Genomic DNA, 18183 nt, shown 5'->3' on the forward strand with positions numbered 1-18183 from the left:
GCTACTTCATCTGCGCTACTTCATCTGGAACCGTGGCGGGCGCTTCTCCTTGAACGCGCGCGGCCCCTCCTTGGCATCCTCGGAGAGGAACACCGGGATGCCGTTGGCGGTGTCCGGCTTGAACGCCTCCTCCTCGTGCAGGCCCTCCGCCTCGCGGATGGTCTTGAGGATCGCCTGCACGGCCAAGGGGCCGTTGCCGTTGATCACCTCGGCGATCTCGAGGGCCTTGTCCAAGGCCGTGCCGTCGGGCACCACGTAGCCGATCAACCCGTATTGCAAGGCCTCGGCGGCGGTGATGTGGCGGCCGGTGAGCAACAGGTCGCACGCGATCGTGTACGGGATCTGTCGTGGCAACCGCACCGCCGAACCGCCCATCGGGTAGAGGCTCCACTTCGCCTCGGAGATGCCGAACTTCGCGCTCTCGCCGGCCACGCGGATGTCGGTGCCCTGCAGGATCTCGGTGCCACCGGCGATGGCGGGTCCCTCGACCGCGGCGATCAGCGGCTTCGTGAGGCGGCGGCCCTTGAGCAGCCCCTCGATCTTCGACGGGTCGTAGCTGCCGTCCTTGAACGACTCGCCGGGGGGCTTCTTGTTCGCGGCCTTGAGGTCCATGCCCGCGCAGAAGTAGCCGCCGGCACCCGTCAGGATGCACGTGCGGATCTCCGGATCGGAGTCCACCCGGTTCCACGCGTCGACCATGATCGAGAGCATCTCGCCCGACAGCGCGTTGCGTGCCTCGGGACGGTTGAGGGTGACGATCAACGTGTGTCCGCGCTGCTCGACGAGGGCGTCGGGACCTTTCGAGGGCTCGCTCACCGGCGTCCGCCTTTCATCGTCGAAGACAGTGACTTGTCTGAAAATGTAACACGTTCTAATTTAGAGTCGTGGCCCTCAACATCGCCGATCTCGCCGAGCACGCCATCGACGCCGTGCCAGACCGCATCGCCCTGATCTCCGAGGGCGAGACACTCACCTACGCCGAGTTGGAGGACAAGGCGAATCGCTTCGCCCACTACCTCACCGACCACGGCGTGCAGAAGGACGACAAGGTCGGGCTCTACTGCCGCAACCGCATCGAGATCGTGATCGCGATGCTCGGGATCGTCAAGGCCGGCGCCATCCTGGTCAACGTCAACTTCCGCTACGTCGAGGGCGAGCTGAAGTACCTGTTCGACAACTCCGACATGGTGGCGCTGGTGCACGAACGCCGCTACGCCGACCGCGTGGCCAACGTGCTGCCGGAGACGCCCGCCGTGCGGACCATCCTGGTGGTCGAGGACGGCACGGACGAGGACTACGAGCGGTACGGCGGCGTCGAGTTCGGAGCCGCGCTCGAAACGGCCTCCCCGGAACGTGATTTCGAGCCCCGCAGCGCCGACGCCATCTACCTGCTCTACACCGGCGGCACCACGGGCTTCCCCAAGGGCGTGATGTGGCGCCACGAGGACATCTACCGGGTGCTGTTCGGCGGCACCGACTTCGCCACGGGCGAGCCGATCGCCGACGAGTACGACCTGGCCAAGCAGGGCGCGGCGAGCCCGCCGATGATCCGCTACCCCATCCCGCCGATGATCCACGGCGCCACCCAGTCGTGCACCTGGATGTCGATCTTCTCGGGCCAGACCACGGTGCTGGCGCCGGAGTTCGACGCCGATTCGGTGTGGCGCACCATCCACGAGCACAAGGTGAACCTGCTGTTCTTCACCGGTGACGCGATGGCGCGGCCGCTGCTCGACGCGCTGTTGGCGCACCAGGATGCCGGCAACACCTACGACCTGGACTCGCTGTTCCTGCTCGCCAGCACCGCCGCGCTGTTCTCCACCAGCCTCAAGGAGAAGTTCCTGGAGCTGCTGCCCAACCGCATCATCACCGACTCGATCGGGTCCTCGGAGACGGGATTCGGCGGCACCAGCGTGGTGGCCAAGGGGCAGTCGCACACCGGCGGTCCCCGCGTCACCATCGACAAGAACACCAAGGTGCTCGACGAGGACGGCAACGAGGTCGAACCGGGTTCGGGCAAGCGCGGCATCATCGCCAAGTGCGGCCACATCCCGGTGGGCTACTTCAAGGACGAGAAGAAGACCGCCGAGACGTTCCGCACGTATCACGGTGTGCGCTACGCGATTCCGGGTGACTTCGCCGAGGTGGAGGCCGACGGGACCGTGACCATGCTGGGGCGGGGTTCGGTGTCCATCAACTCTGGCGGCGAGAAGATCTATCCCGAAGAGGTCGAGGCCGCGCTCAAGGGACACCCCGACGTGTTCGACGCACTGGTGGTCGGCGTACCGGACCCGCGCTTCGGACAGCACGTCGCCGCGGTGGTCCACCCCCGCGAGGGCACCCGGCCTTCGCTGGCCGATCTCGACGCGTTCGTACGCAGCGAGATCGCGGGATACAAGGTGCCCCGCAGTCTGTGGCTGGTCGAGGAGGTCAAGCGCTCGCCGGCAGGCAAGCCGGACTACCGCTGGGCCAAGGACGTCACCGAGGAACGCCCGGCGGACGAGGTCCACTCCAAGCACGCGACGACCAGCTCCTAGGCAGGATGACATGAGAACCGAACTCTGCGAACGCTTCGGCATCGACTACCCGATCTTCGTCTTCACCCCGTCGGAGAAGGTGGCGGCCGCGGTGAGCCGTGCCGGCGGCCTGGGCATGCTCGGCTGCGTCCGCTTCAACGACGCCGACGACCTCGAGCGCGTACTGCAGTGGATGGACGCCAACACCGACGGCAAGCCCTACGGCGTGGACATCGTGATGCCCGCCAAGGTGCCCACCGAGGGCACGTCGGTGGACATCAACAAGCTGATCCCGCAGCAACATCGGGACTTCGTCGACAAGACGCTCGCCGACCTCGGGGTGCCCCCGCTGCCCGCCGACGAGGCGAAGTCCGAAGGTGTGCTCGGCTGGTTGCACTCGGTGGCCCGCAGCCACGTCGAGGTCGCGCTCAAGCACCCCATCAAGCTCATCGCCAACGCACTCGGGTCACCGCCCAAGGACGTCATCGACCAGGTGCACGCCGCAGGCGTGCCGGTGGCCGCGCTGGCCGGTAGCGCCAAACACGCTCGGCGCCACGCCGACAACGGCGTGGACATCGTCATCGCTCAGGGCCACGAGGCCGGCGGCCACACCGGCGAGATCGCCTCGATGGTGCTGGTTCCCGAGGTCGTCGACGAACTTGCCGCCGCAGGCAACGGGGCGGCCGTGCTGGCTGCAGGCGGCATCGGCAGCGGTCGCCAGGTGGCGGCCGCGCTCGCGCTGGGCGCCCAAGGCGTCTGGATGGGCTCGGCGTTCCTCACCGCCGCCGAATACGACCTGGGCGTGCGCACCGAGGGCGGGGCGTCGGTGATCCAGCAGGCGCTGCTGGCCGCCGGGTCGAGCGACACCGTCCGCAGGCGGATCTACACCGGCAAGCCCGCTCGCCTGCTCAAGAGCCGCTGGACCGACGCGTGGGACGCCGACGGCGCCCCCGAACCGCTGCCCATGCCGCTGCAGAACATCCTGGTCAGCGAGGCGCATCAGCGGATGAGCGAGTCCACCGATCCCACGACGGTCGCCATGCCCGTCGGCCAGATCGTGGGACGGATGAACGAGATCCGGCCGGTGGCCGACATCATCGCCGAGCTGGTGTCCGGCTTCGACGAGGCCACCCGCCGCCTGGACGGCATCCGCGAAGGCTGACCGCAGGTGCGGTCCGCTAGCGGCGCCGCACCGGGTGCACGGGATCGCTGCAGTCGAGACCCTCGGCCGACAGCACCCGTTTGACCACCTTGAACGTCTCGGTCCGCGGCAGTGTGGTCGCGACGCGCACGAACGACGGCCACTGCTTGGGACCGAGGTCGTCCTGGGCCGCGAGGAACTCCTCGAACGCGGCGACGTCGAACCTCGCGCCGTCGGCGAGGACCAGCGCGGCCATAACCCGGTCACCGACCACCGGATCCGGAATCGGGTACACCGCGGTCTCCACGACGCCGGGATGGCGCAGCAGGATGCGTTCGATGGGCGCCGTGCCCAGGTTCTCGCCGTCCACGCGCATCCAGTCGCCAAGGCGGCCCGCGAAGTAGACGTAGCCGTTCTCGTCGCGGTAGGCGAGATCGCCGCTGTGGTACACCCCGCCCGCCATGCGCTGGGCCTCGGCGTCCGGATCGCCGTAGTAGCCCCGGAACCAGCCCCGTCCGGCGGGGTTGACCAGTTCGCCGACCCGTCCGGGCGGACATGGTTCGCCGGTGTCGACGTCGACGATCGCGACCTCGTCGGTGAGAGGACCGAGGGAACCCTCGGGGGTGTCCGGCGTGCGGCCGATGGCGATGCCGCCCTCGGTCGACCCGAACCCGTCGACCACCAGGACGCCGAACCGCTCACCGAACCGGCGGACGTCGCGTGCCGCACCCTCGTTGCCGTACAACACCTTCAAAGGGTTGTCGGCATCGTCGGGGCGCTCGGGGGTGGCGAGCACGTAGGACAGGGGCTTGCCGACGTAGTTCGCGTAGGTGGCCCCGTAGCGTCGCACGTCCGGGATGAACTTGGAGGCGGAGAACTTGCGGCGCAACGCGATCGACGCGCCGGCTGCGAGGGCCACGGCCCAGCCCGCCATGATCGCGTTGCTGTGGAACAGCGGCATGGACAGGTAGGCGGTGTCCTGCGGCCCCAGACCGAACCTGTCGGCCAGCATGCGCCCGGGAAACGCCACCTTGTCGTGCGTCACCCGTACCGCCTTGGGTTCGCCGCTGGTGCCCGAGGTGAAGATCAGCATGAACAGGTCGTCGGGCGCGGTCGCCGCGAAGGTGACCGGGGCGTCGCGATGGCCGTCGAGTTCGTCGGCCCAGGCCTGCGAGGTGACGTCGACGCACTCGACGCCCGCGGGCGCCGAGGCGGGGTCGTCGGTGAGGACCAGCTGGCAATCGGCACGCGCGACGTCGCGGGCGAACGCCGCGCCTCGGCGCGTGGGGTTCAAGCCCACCACCACGAGCCCCGTCATGGCGGCGGCACACAGCACCGCGGAGAAGACCGTGGTGTTGCCCAGCAGCACCCCCACGTGCGGCGGCGCATCCCGCGGCAACCGGGCCCGCAGCGCGGCCCCGATGCCGGCGGCGGTTCGCAGGTGATCGTGGTAGGAGACGTACGAATCACCCTCGTGGACACCGCGATCGGTGACCTCGACCAGGGGCGCGAGCAGGTCGGGGACCGTGGGATGGGGTGCGGTCACCCTAGACGGGCGTCTCGGCCAGTTCGCGCCCGATGCGCAGCAGCGCCCCCGTCGCGGTGCCCAGCGCGAACTCGCTCTGCTTGGCCGCCAGGAAGTATCGGTGCACCGGATGGTCGGTGTCGATGCCGACGCCCCCGTGGACGTGAACGGCCGTGTGGGCGACGCGATGTCCGGCCTCGGCCGCCCAGAACGCCGCCGAGTCCACCTCGAGGTCGGCGGGCAGGTCTTCCGAGACGCGCCACGCGGCCTGCGTCAGCGTCAGACGCAGCCCCTTGACGTCGATGTACCCGTCGGCCAGCCGTGACGACACCGCCTGGAAACTGCCGATCGGACGGTCGAACTGCTCCCGCTCGCGGGCGTAGGCCGACGTCAGCTCCAGCGCTCGCTCCAGCACGCCGAGTTGGAAGGCGGTGCGCCCGAGCATGGCTCGGGTTCGTAGCCAGGACAGCACCTCGGCGTCGCCGAGCACCCGGGACCCGTCGACCACGGTGCCCGCCAGTTCGAGGTGCCCGACGCTGCCATGACCGGTGGTGCGCTGCGAGGTCACCGACACCCCGTCGTCGGTCGCGGCGACGAGGAACACCGTGACGCCGCCGTCGGTCTCCGCGGGCACCAGGAATGCGTCGGCCACGGGCGCGAAGGGCACCACGGCGCGGGTGCCGGTGAGGGCGTGACCGCCGTCCGAGGTCGCCGCGGTCTGCACGGGACCCTGGCCCATCTCCGCGTCGAGCGCGACGGTCAGCACCGACTCGCCCCGCACCGCGGGCCCGGCCCACTGCGAGTGCAGCCCGGGTGAGCCGAATCGTGCCAGCGCCCCCGCGGCGAGCACCACCGACTCGAGGTACGGCACGGCGGCGAGCTGACGACCCAGCGCGGTCAGCACGGCCGTCTCCTCCAGCACGCCGAAGCCGCCGCCGCCGATGGCCTCGGGGGCCGTGGTCGACAGCACGTCGGCGTCGACGAGCTTGGCCCACAGGTCGCGGTCGAATCGTTCGTCCAGCGCGTCGAGGGCGCGCTGATGCTCGGGCGTGCACACCGATTCGGTGATGGTGCGCACCAGGCCACCCAGGTCGTCGCTGGCTTCCGTGGTCGTGAAGTCCATGTCGGTCGAAGTCCTTACCGGTTCACTCGGGGCAGCCCGAGGGCGACCATTCCGATGATGTCGCGCTGAATCTCGTTGGTGCCACCGCCGAACGTGAGGATGAGGCACGACCGGTGCATGCGCTCGATGCGCCCGCGAAGCAGCGCGCCGGGGGTGTCGGTGCGCAGCGTGGCGGCGGTCCCCAGGACCTCCATCAACAGGCGGTAGGCCTCGGTGGCCAGCTCGGTGCCGTACACCTTGGCCGCCGACGCGTCGGCGGGGGAGGGGGCGACGTCGTCGGTCGAGGCCAGCTCCCAGTTGATCAGCTTGAGCACCTCGGCCTTGGCGTGCACGCGAGCGAGGTTGAGCTGCACCCATTCCGAGTCGATCAGGCGTTTGCCGTGCGCGTCCTTGGTGTTCTGCGCCCATTCGCGCACGCTGCGCAGCGCGACGTAGATCGGCTGGGCCGAGACCAGGGCCACCCGCTCGTGGTTGAGCTGGTTGGTGACGAGCTTCCACCCGCCGTTCTCCTCGCCGACCAGAGCCGTCTTGGGGACGCGCACGTCCTGGTAGTACGTCGCGCTGGTGTCGACGCCCGACATGGTGTGCACCGGAGTCCAGGAGAAGCCCTCGGCGGTGGTCGGCACGATGAGCATCGAGATGCCGCGGTGCTTCTTCGCCTCGGGGTTGGTGCGCACGGCGAGCCAGACGTAATCGGCGTAGGCGATGAGGCTCGTCCACATCTTCTGGCCGTTGATCACGTAGTCGTCGCCGTCGTGCACGGCCGTCGTCCGCAGTGCCGCGAGGTCGGTGCCCGCACCCGGTTCGGAGTAGCCGATCGAGAAGTGCAGTTCGCCCGCGGCGATCTTGGGCAGGAAGAACGACTTCTGCTCGTCGGTACCGAAGTGCATGATCGTCGGCGCGACGCTGTTGATGGTCAGGAACGGCACCGGGACGTTGGCGATGGCGGCCTCGTCGTTGAAGATCAGGCTCTCCATGGGCGTGCGCTCCTGGCCGCCGTACTGCTTGGGCCAGTTGAGCGTCAGCCACCCGTCCTTGCCCATCTGCGCGACGGTGTCGCGGTAGACGGAGCCGCGTCCCATCTCGCCGTCGCCCGATGCCAGCGCCTCGGCGCGCTCGGCCGTCATGAGCGTGGTGAAGTACGACCGTAGTTCGCGGCGCAGCTCCTCCTGCTCGGGCGTGTATCCGATCCGCATCGCGTGTTCCCTCACCTCGTCGGGACGTGGCCGCAGGGCCCGTCGATCACTCCCGGTTGTAACACGTTCTAGTCTTGGAATCCAGGCCATGCTTTACTGCCACCGTCGACGCCGTGGTCGTATGGTGGCCCGAGACGACCCGCGGGTCCCCCCACAACGAGACGAGGAGTCAGTCATGCACGTGGACGTGGATCGAGATCGCTGCGAGGGCAACGCCGTGTGTCTGGGCATTGCGCCGGATCTCTTCGATCTCGACGACGAGGACTACGCGGTGGTCAAGGTCGATCCCGTGCCCGCCGACCAGGAGGCGCTGGCGGAGCAGGCCATCGCCGAGTGCCCGCGGGCAGCCCTGAGCCGCCGAGACTAGAGGCATTCGTAAAAGTGACCCGCCCGCAGCGCACCCGAGGAGTGAGATGACCAGCGATCTGTCCGGTTACGTCGCCGTCGTGACCGGCGCGGCCGCCGGCCTGGGGCGTGCCGAGGCCATCGGCCTGGCCCGCCAGGGGGCCACGCTGGTGGTCAACGACATGGCCGGTGCCCTCGAGAAGTCCGACGTGCTCGACGAGATCGCGGCCGCGGGCGCCAAGGGCGTGGCCGTGGCGGGCGACATCAGTGCGCGGGCGACGGCCGACGAGCTGGTCGCCACCGCCGACGGGCTCGGTGGGCTGGCCATCGTGGTCAACAACGCCGGCATCACGCGCGACAAGATGCTGTTCAACATGTCCGACGAGGACTGGGACGCCGTGATCGCCGTCCACCTGCGAGGACACTTCCTGCTCACGCGCAACGCCGCGGCCTACTGGCGGGACAAGGCGAAGGCCGACGGCGGGTCCGTGTACGGCCGTCTGGTCAACACGTCGTCGGAGGCCGGCCTCGCCGGTCCCGTGGGGCAGGCCAACTACGGCGCCGCGAAGGCCGGCATCACCGCGCTGACGTTGACGGCCGCGCGTGCCCTCGGGCGCTACGGGGTGCGAGCCAATGCCATCGCGCCGCGCGCTAGGACCGGGATGACGGCGGACGTGTTCGGTGATGCCCCGCAGCTCGCCGAGGGCGAGGTCGACGCGCTGTCGCCCGAGCACGTGGTGAACCTGGTGCGGTTCCTGTCGTCGCCTGCCTCGGATGGGGTCAACGGGCAGCTGTTCATCGTCTACGGTCCAACGGTGACGTTGGTGGCCGCACCGACGGCGGAGCAGCGCTTCACCGCTTCGTCGGACGCATGGTCGGCCGACGATCTCGACGCGACGTTGCGGGATTACTTTGCTGACCGTGATCCGGAACTCGGTTTCTCGGCCAGCGCCCTGATGGCGGGGCAAGACTGACGGTCTCGTTGTCGACGCCACCTCGGGTACTAGAACACGTTCTAGGATGATCTCTGTCACAGTGGCTTTGACCTGCGACGAAACCTCATTTCCGCGGGTATTTACGGTCTTTGACACTGCGAACATGTTCTAGTTAGTATGATCCGGCTCACTACGAGTGACGCTGCACACAGGGGTGAAATCCCGATCACGGCACGGTGTCGAAGCCGATTCGCCACGATCACGGTTCGCCCCTCGACCACGGAACGGAGCCAAGGTTGTTCGAACAACTTGCGGCTCCGGCTCGGGCAGTCGGCGGGTTCGTCGAGATGTCCCTGGAGACGTTCGTCAAGATCTGGCGGCGGCCGTTCCAGTTCCGGGAGTTCCTCGACCAGACCTGGATGATCGCCCGCGTGGCCCTGGTGCCGACGCTGCTGGTCGCCATCCCGTTCACCGTGCTGGTGGCGTTCACCCTGAACATCCTGCTGCGCGAGATCGGTGCTGCCGACCTGTCCGGCGCGGGCACGGCATTCGGCACCATCACCCAGCTCGGCCCGGTGGTCACGGTGCTGGTGGTCGCGGGCGCCGGGGCGACGGCGATCTGCGCCGATCTGGGCGCCCGCACCATCCGCGAGGAAATCGACGCCATGCGCGTGCTGGGCATCGATCCCATCCAGCGCCTGGTGGTCCCCCGGGTCCTGGCCTCGATGGTCGTGGCGCTGCTGCTGAACGGGCTGGTCTGTGCCATCGGACTGTCCGGTGGTTACGTGTTCTCCGTCTTCCTGCAAGGCGTGAACCCCGGCGCGTTCATCAACGGGCTGACCATCCTCACCGGTCTCGGAGAACTGCTGCTGGCGATGCTCAAGGCGTTGCTGTTCGGCCTGATGGCCGGGCTCGTCGGTTGCTACCGCGGCCTCACGGTGCAGGGTGGCCCGAAGGGCGTCGGCGTGGCGGTCAACGAGACCGTGGTGTACGCCTTCATCTGCCTCTTCGTCATCAACGTCATCATGACGGCCGTCGGCGTGCGAGTGTTGGCCCGATGACGGCATCGTGGTCGCGCACGCGGGTCGCTCGCGTGCCCCTCCGGCACTCGGCTTCCGAACGGCGGGGCCGCTCGTGAGCTACGACGCCACCCTGCGCTTCCGGCGGATGTTCCGCGGCCTGCCCAAGGCCGTCGACACCGTCGGCGAACAGGCGTTGTTCTACGGCGAATCGGTGCGCTACATCCCGAATGCGCTCACCCGGTACCGCCGCGAGACGGTGCGCCTGATCGCCGAGATGACCATGGGCACCGGGGCTCTCGTCATGATCGGCGGCACCGTCGGCGTCGCGGCGTTCATGACGCTGGCGTCCGGCGGCGTGATCGCCGTGCAGGGCTATTCGTCGCTGGGCAACATCGGCATCGAGGCGCTGACCGGCTTCCTGTCGGCGTTCCTGAACGTACGCATCGTCGCGCCCGTCATCGCCGGCATCGCGCTGGCCGCCACCATCGGCGCGGGCACCACCGCGCAGCTGGGGGCCATGCGGGTGGCCGAGGAGATCGACGCCGTCGAGTCGATGGCCGTGCACTCGGTGTCCTACCTGGTGTCCACGCGCATCATCGCCGGCCTCATCGCGATCGTCCCGCTGTACGCGCTGTCGGTGCTCGCCGCCTTCTTCGCCGCACGGTTCACCACGGTGTTCATCAACGGTCAGTCGGCGGGCCTGTACGACCACTACTTCAACACGTTCTTGGTCCCCAGCGACCTGCTGTGGTCGTTCCTACAGGCCATCGTGATGTCGATCGCGGTGATGCTGGTGCACACCTACTACGGCTACAACGCCGCGGGCGGACCGGTGGGCGTCGGCATCGCCGTCGGCCAGGCCGTGAGGACGTCACTGATCGTCGTCGTCACCATCGTCCTGTTCATCTCCCTGGCGGTCTACGGGGCCTCGGGCAACTTCAACCTCTCCGGATAGGACGCGCAGACCATGGCCATCGGCGACGCCAAGCGCAGCCACGTGCGGATCGCGGCAGCGATCCTCGCGCTGGTCGTCGTCACCGCGGTCGTGTTCACCTACCTGTCCTACACGGCCGCGTTCACGCCGACCGCCACCGTCACCGTCACCTCGCCCCGCGCGGGCCTGGTCATGGAGCGCGACGCCAAGGTGAAGTACCGCGGCGTCCAGATCGGCAAGGTCACCGACATCCAGTACGCGGGCAACCAGGCCAAGCTGACGCTCGCCATCGACAGCGGGTCGATGCGCTACATCCCCTCGAACGCGACGGTCCGCATCGGCGGCACCACGGTGTTCGGCGCCAAGTCCGTCGAGTTCCTGCCACCGCCGACTCCCACGGGCGACTCGCTGCGCAACGGTGCGGCAGTGGCCGCCAAGGACGTTCAGCTCGAGGTCAACACGTTGTTCCAGACGCTGACCGACGTCCTCAAGAAGGTCGACCCGATCAACCTCAACGCCACCATCACCGCGCTCGGCGAAGGCCTGCGCGGGCACGGTGACGATCTCGGCGCCACGCTCGCCGGGCTCAACGGCTACCTGCAACAGCTGAACCCGAAGCTGCCCACGCTGCAACAGGACCTGCAGAAGACCGCGGTGGTCGCCGGCATCTACGGCGACGCCGGCCCCGACCTGGCGACGGTCCTGGACAACACGCCCACGATCAGCGCCACGATCGTCGACCAGCAGGACAACCTCAACGCGGCGTTGCTGGCCGCGACGGGCCTGGCCAACAACGGTACGGCGACGCTCGAACCGGCCGCGGACGACCTGATCGCGACCATCCAGCGGCTGCGCGCACCGCTGAAGGTGCTCGGCGACTACTCGCCGGAGTTCGGCTGCCTGTTCCAGGGTGTCGCCAAGGCCCTCAAGACGTTCGCGCCCGTGATCGGCGGCGTGCGCCCCGGCCTGTTCGTGGCGTCGAACTTCATCCCGGGGTCGCCGGCCTACACGTTCCCCGAGAGCCTGCCGATGGTGAACGCCTCGGGCGGTCCGAACTGCCGTGGCCTGCCGGACGTCCCCACCAAGCAGTTCGGCGGATCCTGGTACCACTCACCGTTCTTGGTCACCGACAACGCCTACGTGCCCTTCCAGCCGAACACCGAGCTGCAGTTCGACGCGCCCTCGACGCTGCAGTGGTTGTTCCATGGGGCGTTCGCGGAACGGGATGATTACTGATGAGCGCTTGCGCGAAGAAGAGAGCGTACTGATGAGCGCTTGCGCGAAGAAGAGAGTGTCGTGATGGCACGCGACAAGACCTTGATCAAGGTCAGCGTCTTCACGCTGGCGATGGTGTTGGTGGCTGCCGGGCTGGTGGTGGTGTTCGGCCAATTCCGCTTCGCCTCCGGCGTCACCTATCACGCCACCTTCGCCGAGGCCTCGCGGCTGAAGGCCGGGCAGGACGTGCGCATCGCCGGTGTCCCGGTGGGTTCGGTGGCCCACGTCGAACTCAACCCGGACAACACCGTCGACGTGCAGTTCGACGTCGACAAGCGCTACCAGCTCTACACCTCGACGCGCGCCGCGGTGCGCTATCAGAACCTGGTGGGCGATCGCTATCTCGAGATCACCTCGGGGCCAGGCGAACTGCGCAAGCTGCCACCGGGCGCCACCATCGCCAAGGACAACACCCAGCCTGCGCTGGACCTCGACGCCCTGCTCGGCGGTCTGCGCCCGGTGCTGAAGGGCCTCGACGGTCAGAAGATCAACGAGATCAGCAACGCCGTCATCGAACTGCTGCAGGGGCAGGGCGGGGCGCTGTCGGACATGCTGGCGTCCACCAGCTCGTTCACCCAGACCTTGGCGTCGCGCGACCAGCTGATCGGCGACGTGATCAACAACCTGAACACCGTGCTCGCCACGGTCGACCAGAAGGGCGCCCAGTTCGACGCCAGCGTCGACCAACTGCAGCAGTTGGTCACGGGTTTGGCGCAGAACCGCGATCCGATCGCCGGTGCCATCCCGCCGCTGGCGACGGCCACCAACGACCTCACCGACATCCTGAAGGAGAGCCGCAGGCCCATCCAGGGCGTCATCGAGAACGTGCGCCCGTTCGCGCAGCGGGTCGACGAGCGCAAGGGCGACGTCAACAAGGTCATCGAACCGTTGGCCGAGAACTATCTGCGGCTCAACGCGCTCGGTGCGTACGGCTCGTTCTTCAACATCTACTACTGCTCCATCCGCATGAAGATCAACGGTCCCGCAGGCAGTGACATCCTGATTCCGTTCGGTGGGCCGCCGGATCCGTCGAAGGGGAGGTGCTCGGAGAATGGCTAGGCCCGATGACGGAAACCCGTTGCGTACCGGCATCTTCGGAATCACCCTGGTGACCTGTCTGGTGCTGGTGTCGTTCGGGTACACCGGCCTTCCGTTCTGGCCCCAGGGCAAGGACTACGAGGCGTACTTCACCGATGCCGGCGGAATCTCCCCGGGCAACGACGTCAACGTCTCCGGCATCAAGGTCGGCTCGGTGTCGGACGTCTCCCTCGCCGGAGACTCCGCCAAGGTCTCGTTCACCGTCGACCGCAAGGTGAAGGTGGGTGACCAGACGTTGGTGGCGATCAAGACCGACACCGTGCTCGGTCAGAAGTCACTGTCGGTGACCCCCGGCGGCGGCGGCACCTCCACCGTGATCCCGTTGGGCCGCACCACGACCCCGTACACGCTCAACAGTGCGCTGCAGGACCTCGGCGGCAACGCCAGCCAGCTGGACAAGCCGAAGTTCGAGCAGGCTTTGCAGACCATCACCGACACGCTCAAGGACGCCACGCCGCAACTGCGCGGCGCGCTCGACGGGGTGGCGAACCTGTCGCGCAGTCTCAACGCCCGCGACGAGGCGTTGCAGCAGCTGTTGATGCACGCCAAGAAGGTCTCGGACACGCTGGCGCAACGGGCCGGTCAGGTCAATCAGCTGATCACCGACGGCAACATGCTGTTCGCCGCGCTCGACGAGCGCAGGCAGGCGCTGAGCAATCTCATCTCCGGCATCGACGACGTGTCGCAGCAGCTGTCCGGTTTCGTGGCCGACAATCAGCGTGAGTTCGGTCCGGCGCTGGAGAAGCTGAACCTCGTGATGGACAACCTGCTGGAGCGGCGCGAGCACATCGGCGAGGCGCTCAAGCGGTTGCCGCCCTACGCCACCGCGCTGGGCGAGGTGGTGGGCAACGGGCCCGGCTTCAACATCAACTTGTACGGCCTGCCGCCCGCGACCATCTCGGAAGTGTTGTTGGACACGTACTTCCAGCCGGGCAAGCTGCCCGACAGCCTGGCCGACATGCTGCGCGGATACATCTCCGAGCGCACGATCATCAGGCCCAAGTCGCCATGACGCAGACGACGGGATCGGGTCGGAACCGCTGGGTGCGGGGATTGCTGGCGGTGGCGCTGGTGGCGCTGCTGGTCGGCGGGGTGTACCTGGTGTGGCCTACGCGCGCCGGTACCAAGGTGGTGGCTCTGTTCCCCACGACGGTGGGGCTGTACCCGGGCGACGACGTCCGCATCGTCGGCGTGCCGGTGGGCAAGATCGACTCGATCCAGCCGCGCGCCCAGGACGTCCGGGTCACGATGACCATCGACTCCGGGGTGAAGCTGCCCGCCGACGCCAAGGCCGTGATCATCGCGCCGAACCTGGTGTCCGCCAGGTTCATCCAGTTCACGCCGGCTTACACCGACGGCCCGGTGCTCGCCGACGGCACCGAGCTGGGGCTCGACCGTACCGGCGTCCCCGTCGAGTGGGACGAGGTCAAGGAACAGCTCACGCAGCTGAGCACCCAGCTCGGCCCGCGCGACGGCGTCCAGGGCCCGCTCGCCGAGGTGGTGAACCAGGCCGCCGACACCTTCGACGGCAACGGCGACTCGTTCCGCAAGGCGTTGCGGGAGTTGTCGAAGACCGCCGGGCGCCTCGGCGACTCCCGTGCCGACCTGTTCGGCACGGTGCGCAACCTGCAGGTGCTGGTGGACGCGCTGTCGAACAGCAACGAGCAGATCGTGCAGTTCTCCAACCACGTGGCGTCGGTGTCGCAGGTGCTGGCCGACAGCAGCAAGGACCTCGATCAGACGCTGGGCACGCTCAACCAGGCGCTGACCGACGTGAAGGGCTTCCTGAACCAGAACAATTCGGCGCTCATCGCCCAGGTGAACAAGCTCACCGACTTCACCAACATCCTCACCGAGCACAGCGACGACATCGAGCAGATCCTGCACATCACGCCCAACGGCCTGGCGAACTTCTACAACATCTACAACCCCGCGCAGGGCACCGTGGGCGGCCTGCTGTCGCTGCCGAACTTCGCCAACCCGGTGCAGTTCATCTGCGGCGGTACGTTCGACGTGGGTTCGTCGCCGGACAACTACAAGCGCGCCGAGATCTGCAGGCAGCGCATGGGACCGGTCTTCAAGCGCCTCGCGGTCAACTACCCGCCGGTGCTGTTCCACCCGATCAACAGCATCACCGCCTACAAGGGTCAGATCATCTACGACACCCCGGCCACCGAGGCCAAGGCCGAGACGCCCATGCCGTATCTGCAGTGGCAGCCCGCGCCGGGTGTGACACCGCCGACGACGAGCCCCGACGGCATGCTCAGCGACCTGATCCTGCCGCCGCCGGCACAGGTCGGCCAGATCTCGCCTGCCGGTCCGGCGCAGCCACCCGCGCCGATGGGCGCCGGCCCGCCGCCGGGGCCTGCCCAGGAGCCGCCTCCCGGACCTCCTCCCGGACCGCTTCTGCCCGCCGAGTCGGGAGGAAACTAGTCATGCGCTCGTTGCGTCCCCTCGCCATCGGTTCGGCTGCCGTGCTGCTGTCGGGCTGCTCGTTCGGTGGGCTGAACTCCCTGGACATGCCGGGTACCGCCGGGCATGGGAAGGGGTCGTTCACCATCACCGTCGAACTGCCCGACGTCGCGACGCTGCCGCAGAACTCACCGGTGATGATCGACGACGTCACGGTGGGCAGCGTGTCGGGGATCGACGCCGTGCAGCGACCCGACGGCACGTTCTACGCGGCCGTGAAGCTGTCACTCGACGGCACCGTCGACCTGCCCGAGAACGCCACGGCCACCGTCGCGCAGACCTCGCTGCTCGGGTCCCAGCACGTGGAGCTCGCCGAGCCCGCGCAGGCGCCCACGGGCAGACTGCGCGAGGGGTCGAACATCCCGATCTCCCAGACCGGCCGGTATCCCACCACCGAGGAAGTGCTCTCCTCGCTGGGCGTGGTGGTCAACAAGGGCAATCTCGGTGCGCTGCAGGACATCACCGACGAGACCTACGCGGCCGTGGCCGGACGGTCGGGGAGTTTCGCCGACCTCATCCCACGGTTGGCCGAGCTGACCAACTCCCTCGACCAGCAGACCGGCGACATCATCGCCGCCGCCGACGGCTTGAACCGGTTCGCGGCGATGCTCGCGCGCAGCAAGGACGGGCTGGGGCGCACGCTGGACACGCTGCCCGAGGCGCTCAAGGTGCTCAATGCCAACCGCGGCAACATCGTCGACGCGTTCACGGCGCTGCGTGGGTTCGCCACCGTCGCCGCCAAGGTGACCTCGGGCATCAAGGCCGACTTCGCCGCCGACCTCAAGGACCTGTACCCGGTGGTCAAGGCGTTCAACGACAATGCCGACGACATCATCTCGGACCTGGAGCTGCTGCCCACGTTCCCGTTCCACTACAAGTACCTGCGCAACGCCGTCCGCGGTGACTACCTGAACGTGTTCGTCACGTTCGACCTGACGGTGCGCAGGCTGGGGGAGACGGTGTTCACCACCTCGTTGGGTCTGGACCCGAACATGAAGCGGCTCAACGAGGTGGTCAACCCGCCGGACTTCCTCACCGGTGCCATGGCCAACCTCTCCGGACAGGCCGCCGACCCGTTCAAGATCCCGCCGGGCACGGCGACCCAGCACGACCAGGCGGTGCCCTGATGCTCGACAGGCTTGCCCGGATCCAGCTCGCGATCTTCGCGATCGTCACGGTGCTGTGCGTCGGTGCGATCTCGGTGTTCTACCTGCACGTGCCCGCCGCGATGGGCATCGGCACCTACGACGTCAAGGCCAACTTCGTCGCAGGCGGCGGGCTGTACCAGAACGCCAACGTCACCTACCGCGGCGTGACGATCGGCCGCGTGGAGTCGGTGGGCCTCACCGACGACGGCGTGGTGGCCGCCATGCGGCTGAACTCGGACACGCCGGTTCCGGACAACGTCACCGCGACGGTCAAGAGCGTCTCGGCAGTCGGTGAGCAGTACGTCGACCTGGTACCGCCCGACGATCCGTCGAATGCGATGCTGCGCAACGATGCCGTGATCCCCGTGAGCCGCACCGCGATCGGCCAGGACATCTCGAGCCTGCTCGTGCAGGCCGACGAGCTGGTCAACAGCATCGGCAACAGCCGCATCCAGGATCTGCTACGCGAGACGTTCAAGGCGTTCAACGGTTCCGGACCCGAATTGGCCAGGCTCATCCAGTCCGGCCGGGAGCTGGTCGACGAGGCCAACGCCAACTACGGACAGACCACGCAGCTGATCGACCAGGCCGGCCCGTTCCTGGACGCGCAGATCGCCAGCGGCGACGACATCCGCTCGCTGGCCGACGGCCTCGCGCGGTTCACCACCGAGGCCGCCAACGCCGACCCGCAGTTGCGCAGCGTGCTCACCAACGTGCCCGGTGCCGCCGAGGCGGCCAACACCACGTTCGACGGCATCCGGCCCAGCTTCCCGATGCTGGCGGCCAACCTCGCCAACGTCGGCCGCATCGGCGTGATCTATCACAAGTCCATCGAGCAGGCGCTGGTGATCTTCCCCGCGCTGATGGCGGCGCTGCTCACGGTGGGCGGCGGTCTGCCCGCCGACGAGGGCGGCAAGCTCGACTTCAAGGTCCAACTCGGCGACGCGCCACCGTGTTCGACGGGCTTCATCCCGCCGACCCAGATCCGCTCGCCCGCCGACACCACCCTGCGGGACCTGCCGACCGACCTGTACTGCAAGACGGCTCAGAACGATCCGGCCGTGGTGCGTGGCGCCCGCAACTACCCCTGCCAAGAGTTCCCCGGCAAGCGTGCCCCCACCGTCCAGCTGTGCCGCGACCCCAACGGTTACGTGCCCATCGGCAGCAACCCGTGGCGCGGACCGCCGGTGCCGTATGACACGCCGATCACCAACGGGCGCAACATCACCCCGCCCAACAAGTTCCCGTACATCCCGCCGGGTGCGGACTACGACCCGGGTCCGCCCGCGGTCCAGCTGCCGCCGGGCGTGGTCCCGGGGCCCGGTCCGGCACCCAACGCGCCGTTCCCGCTTCCGGTGCCGCCGAACAAGCCGGGGCCGCCACCGCCGCCGCTGCCGTTCTACGCCCCACCGGATCAGGTGCTGCCGCCGTACGGTCGTCAGGCGCCCCCGGG

General features: G+C 68.2%; 16 protein-coding genes. 12 read left to right on the forward strand and 4 right to left on the reverse strand.

The annotated features are described in order from the left end of the window. Positions 1-15: 15 nt before the first annotated feature. Positions 16-816: a crotonase/enoyl-CoA hydratase family protein gene (locus AC30CM_RS22200; protein ID WP_490119075.1), complete on the reverse strand. Its 801-nt coding sequence runs from the start codon at positions 814-816 to the stop codon at positions 16-18. Positions 817-884: 68 nt separating this feature from the next. On the opposite strand from AC30CM_RS22200, the gene AC30CM_RS22205 reads away from it, so the two are divergent. Next, positions 885-2537 (forward strand): acyl-CoA synthetase, encoded by a 1653-nt coding sequence (locus tag AC30CM_RS22205; protein WP_490119076.1) that lies wholly within the window; start codon positions 885-887, stop codon positions 2535-2537. A 10-nt stretch (positions 2538-2547) separates the two neighbouring features. Beyond that, a complete protein-coding gene (locus tag AC30CM_RS22210) occupies positions 2548-3678 on the forward strand; it encodes an NAD(P)H-dependent flavin oxidoreductase (RefSeq protein ID WP_490119077.1) in 1131 nt (376 codons plus the stop codon). Between the two features lie 16 nt (positions 3679-3694). On the opposite strand, the gene fadD17 is transcribed toward AC30CM_RS22210, so the two are convergent. From fadD17 to AC30CM_RS22225, 3 genes are read right to left on the reverse strand one after another with little or no spacing between them, the layout of a single operon-like run. Beyond that, complete coding sequence (gene fadD17 / locus AC30CM_RS22215; RefSeq protein WP_490119078.1) at positions 3695-5203, reverse strand: long-chain-fatty-acid--CoA ligase FadD17; 1509 nt, start codon at positions 5201-5203, stop codon at positions 3695-3697. A gap of 1 nt (position 5204) precedes the next feature. Further along, positions 5205-6305 carry an acyl-CoA dehydrogenase family protein gene (locus AC30CM_RS22220; protein ID WP_490119079.1) on the reverse strand — a complete coding sequence of 367 codons (1101 nt, stop codon included), beginning with the start codon at positions 6303-6305 and terminating at the stop codon, positions 5205-5207. 14 nt (positions 6306-6319) lie between these two features. Beyond that, positions 6320-7501, reverse strand: coding sequence for an acyl-CoA dehydrogenase family protein (locus AC30CM_RS22225; protein WP_490119080.1), 1182 nt, complete (start codon positions 7499-7501; stop codon positions 6320-6322). 175 nt (positions 7502-7676) lie between these two features. Between AC30CM_RS22225 and AC30CM_RS22230 the strand changes: the two genes are divergently transcribed. From AC30CM_RS22230 to AC30CM_RS22275, 10 genes are all read left to right on the forward strand, one after another. Next, positions 7677-7868, forward strand: a complete 192-nt coding sequence (locus tag AC30CM_RS22230) for a ferredoxin (RefSeq protein WP_490119081.1) — start codon at positions 7677-7679, stop codon at positions 7866-7868. Positions 7869-7914: 46 nt separating this feature from the next. Continuing rightward, positions 7915-8820, forward strand: coding sequence for a 3-oxoacyl-ACP reductase (locus AC30CM_RS22235; RefSeq protein ID WP_490119082.1), 906 nt, complete (start codon positions 7915-7917; stop codon positions 8818-8820). A gap of 257 nt (positions 8821-9077) precedes the next feature. Next, positions 9078-9842, forward strand: coding sequence for an MlaE family ABC transporter permease (locus AC30CM_RS22240; RefSeq protein ID WP_490119083.1), 765 nt, complete (start codon positions 9078-9080; stop codon positions 9840-9842). Positions 9843-9915: 73 nt separating this feature from the next. Further along, a complete protein-coding gene (locus AC30CM_RS22245; protein WP_490119084.1) occupies positions 9916-10758 on the forward strand; it encodes an MlaE family ABC transporter permease in 843 nt (280 codons plus the stop codon). 12 nt (positions 10759-10770) lie between these two features. Then, entirely contained in the window at positions 10771-11973 is a 1203-nt protein-coding gene (locus AC30CM_RS22250) for an MCE family protein (protein ID WP_490119085.1), read from the forward strand. Between the two features lie 63 nt (positions 11974-12036). After that, positions 12037-13071 (forward strand): MCE family protein, encoded by a 1035-nt coding sequence (locus tag AC30CM_RS22255; RefSeq protein WP_490119086.1) that lies wholly within the window; start codon positions 12037-12039, stop codon positions 13069-13071. After that, positions 13064-14122 (forward strand): virulence factor Mce family protein, encoded by a 1059-nt coding sequence (locus tag AC30CM_RS22260; protein ID WP_490119087.1) that lies wholly within the window; start codon positions 13064-13066, stop codon positions 14120-14122. The genes AC30CM_RS22255 and AC30CM_RS22260 overlap by 8 nt, the downstream gene beginning before the upstream one ends. Then, the gene (locus AC30CM_RS22265) at positions 14119-15543 is read left to right on the forward strand and encodes an MCE family protein (RefSeq protein ID WP_490119088.1); all 1425 of its coding nucleotides are present in this window, start codon (positions 14119-14121) and stop codon (positions 15541-15543) included. The genes AC30CM_RS22260 and AC30CM_RS22265 overlap by 4 nt, the downstream gene beginning before the upstream one ends. A 2-nt stretch (positions 15544-15545) precedes the next feature. Continuing rightward, positions 15546-16709, forward strand: coding sequence for an MCE family protein (locus AC30CM_RS22270; protein ID WP_490119089.1), 1164 nt, complete (start codon positions 15546-15548; stop codon positions 16707-16709). Next, the coding region (locus AC30CM_RS22275; RefSeq protein ID WP_490119090.1) for a virulence factor Mce family protein at positions 16709-18183 on the forward strand (1475 nt) is incomplete at its 3' end. The genes AC30CM_RS22270 and AC30CM_RS22275, both read left to right, overlap by 1 nt.

It is taken from the genome of Mycobacterium sp. DHQP2018-32-09 (assembly GCF_058148405.1).

Excerpts from the sequence above, each read along its gene's own strand:
- AC30CM_RS22230 (WP_490119081.1), top strand. The coding sequence starts at position 7,677 with ATGCACGTGGACGTGGATCGAGATCGCTGCGAGGGCAACGCCGTGTGT.
- AC30CM_RS22250 (WP_490119085.1), top strand. The coding sequence starts at position 10,771 with ATGGCCATCGGCGACGCCAAGCGCAGCCACGTGCGGATCGCGGCAGCG.
- AC30CM_RS22220 (WP_490119079.1), bottom strand. The coding sequence starts at position 6,305 with ATGGACTTCACGACCACGGAAGCCAGCGACGACCTGGGTGGCCTGGTG.
- AC30CM_RS22270 (WP_490119089.1), top strand. The coding sequence starts at position 15,546 with ATGCGCTCGTTGCGTCCCCTCGCCATCGGTTCGGCTGCCGTGCTGCTG.
- AC30CM_RS22235 (WP_490119082.1), top strand. The coding sequence starts at position 7,915 with ATGACCAGCGATCTGTCCGGTTACGTCGCCGTCGTGACCGGCGCGGCC.
- AC30CM_RS22255 (WP_490119086.1), top strand. The coding sequence starts at position 12,037 with ATGGCACGCGACAAGACCTTGATCAAGGTCAGCGTCTTCACGCTGGCG.
- AC30CM_RS22260 (WP_490119087.1), top strand. The coding sequence starts at position 13,064 with ATGGCTAGGCCCGATGACGGAAACCCGTTGCGTACCGGCATCTTCGGA.
- AC30CM_RS22265 (WP_490119088.1), top strand. The coding sequence starts at position 14,119 with ATGACGCAGACGACGGGATCGGGTCGGAACCGCTGGGTGCGGGGATTG.
- AC30CM_RS22225 (WP_490119080.1), bottom strand. The coding sequence starts at position 7,501 with ATGCGGATCGGATACACGCCCGAGCAGGAGGAGCTGCGCCGCGAACTA.
- AC30CM_RS22210 (WP_490119077.1), top strand. The coding sequence starts at position 2,548 with ATGAGAACCGAACTCTGCGAACGCTTCGGCATCGACTACCCGATCTTC.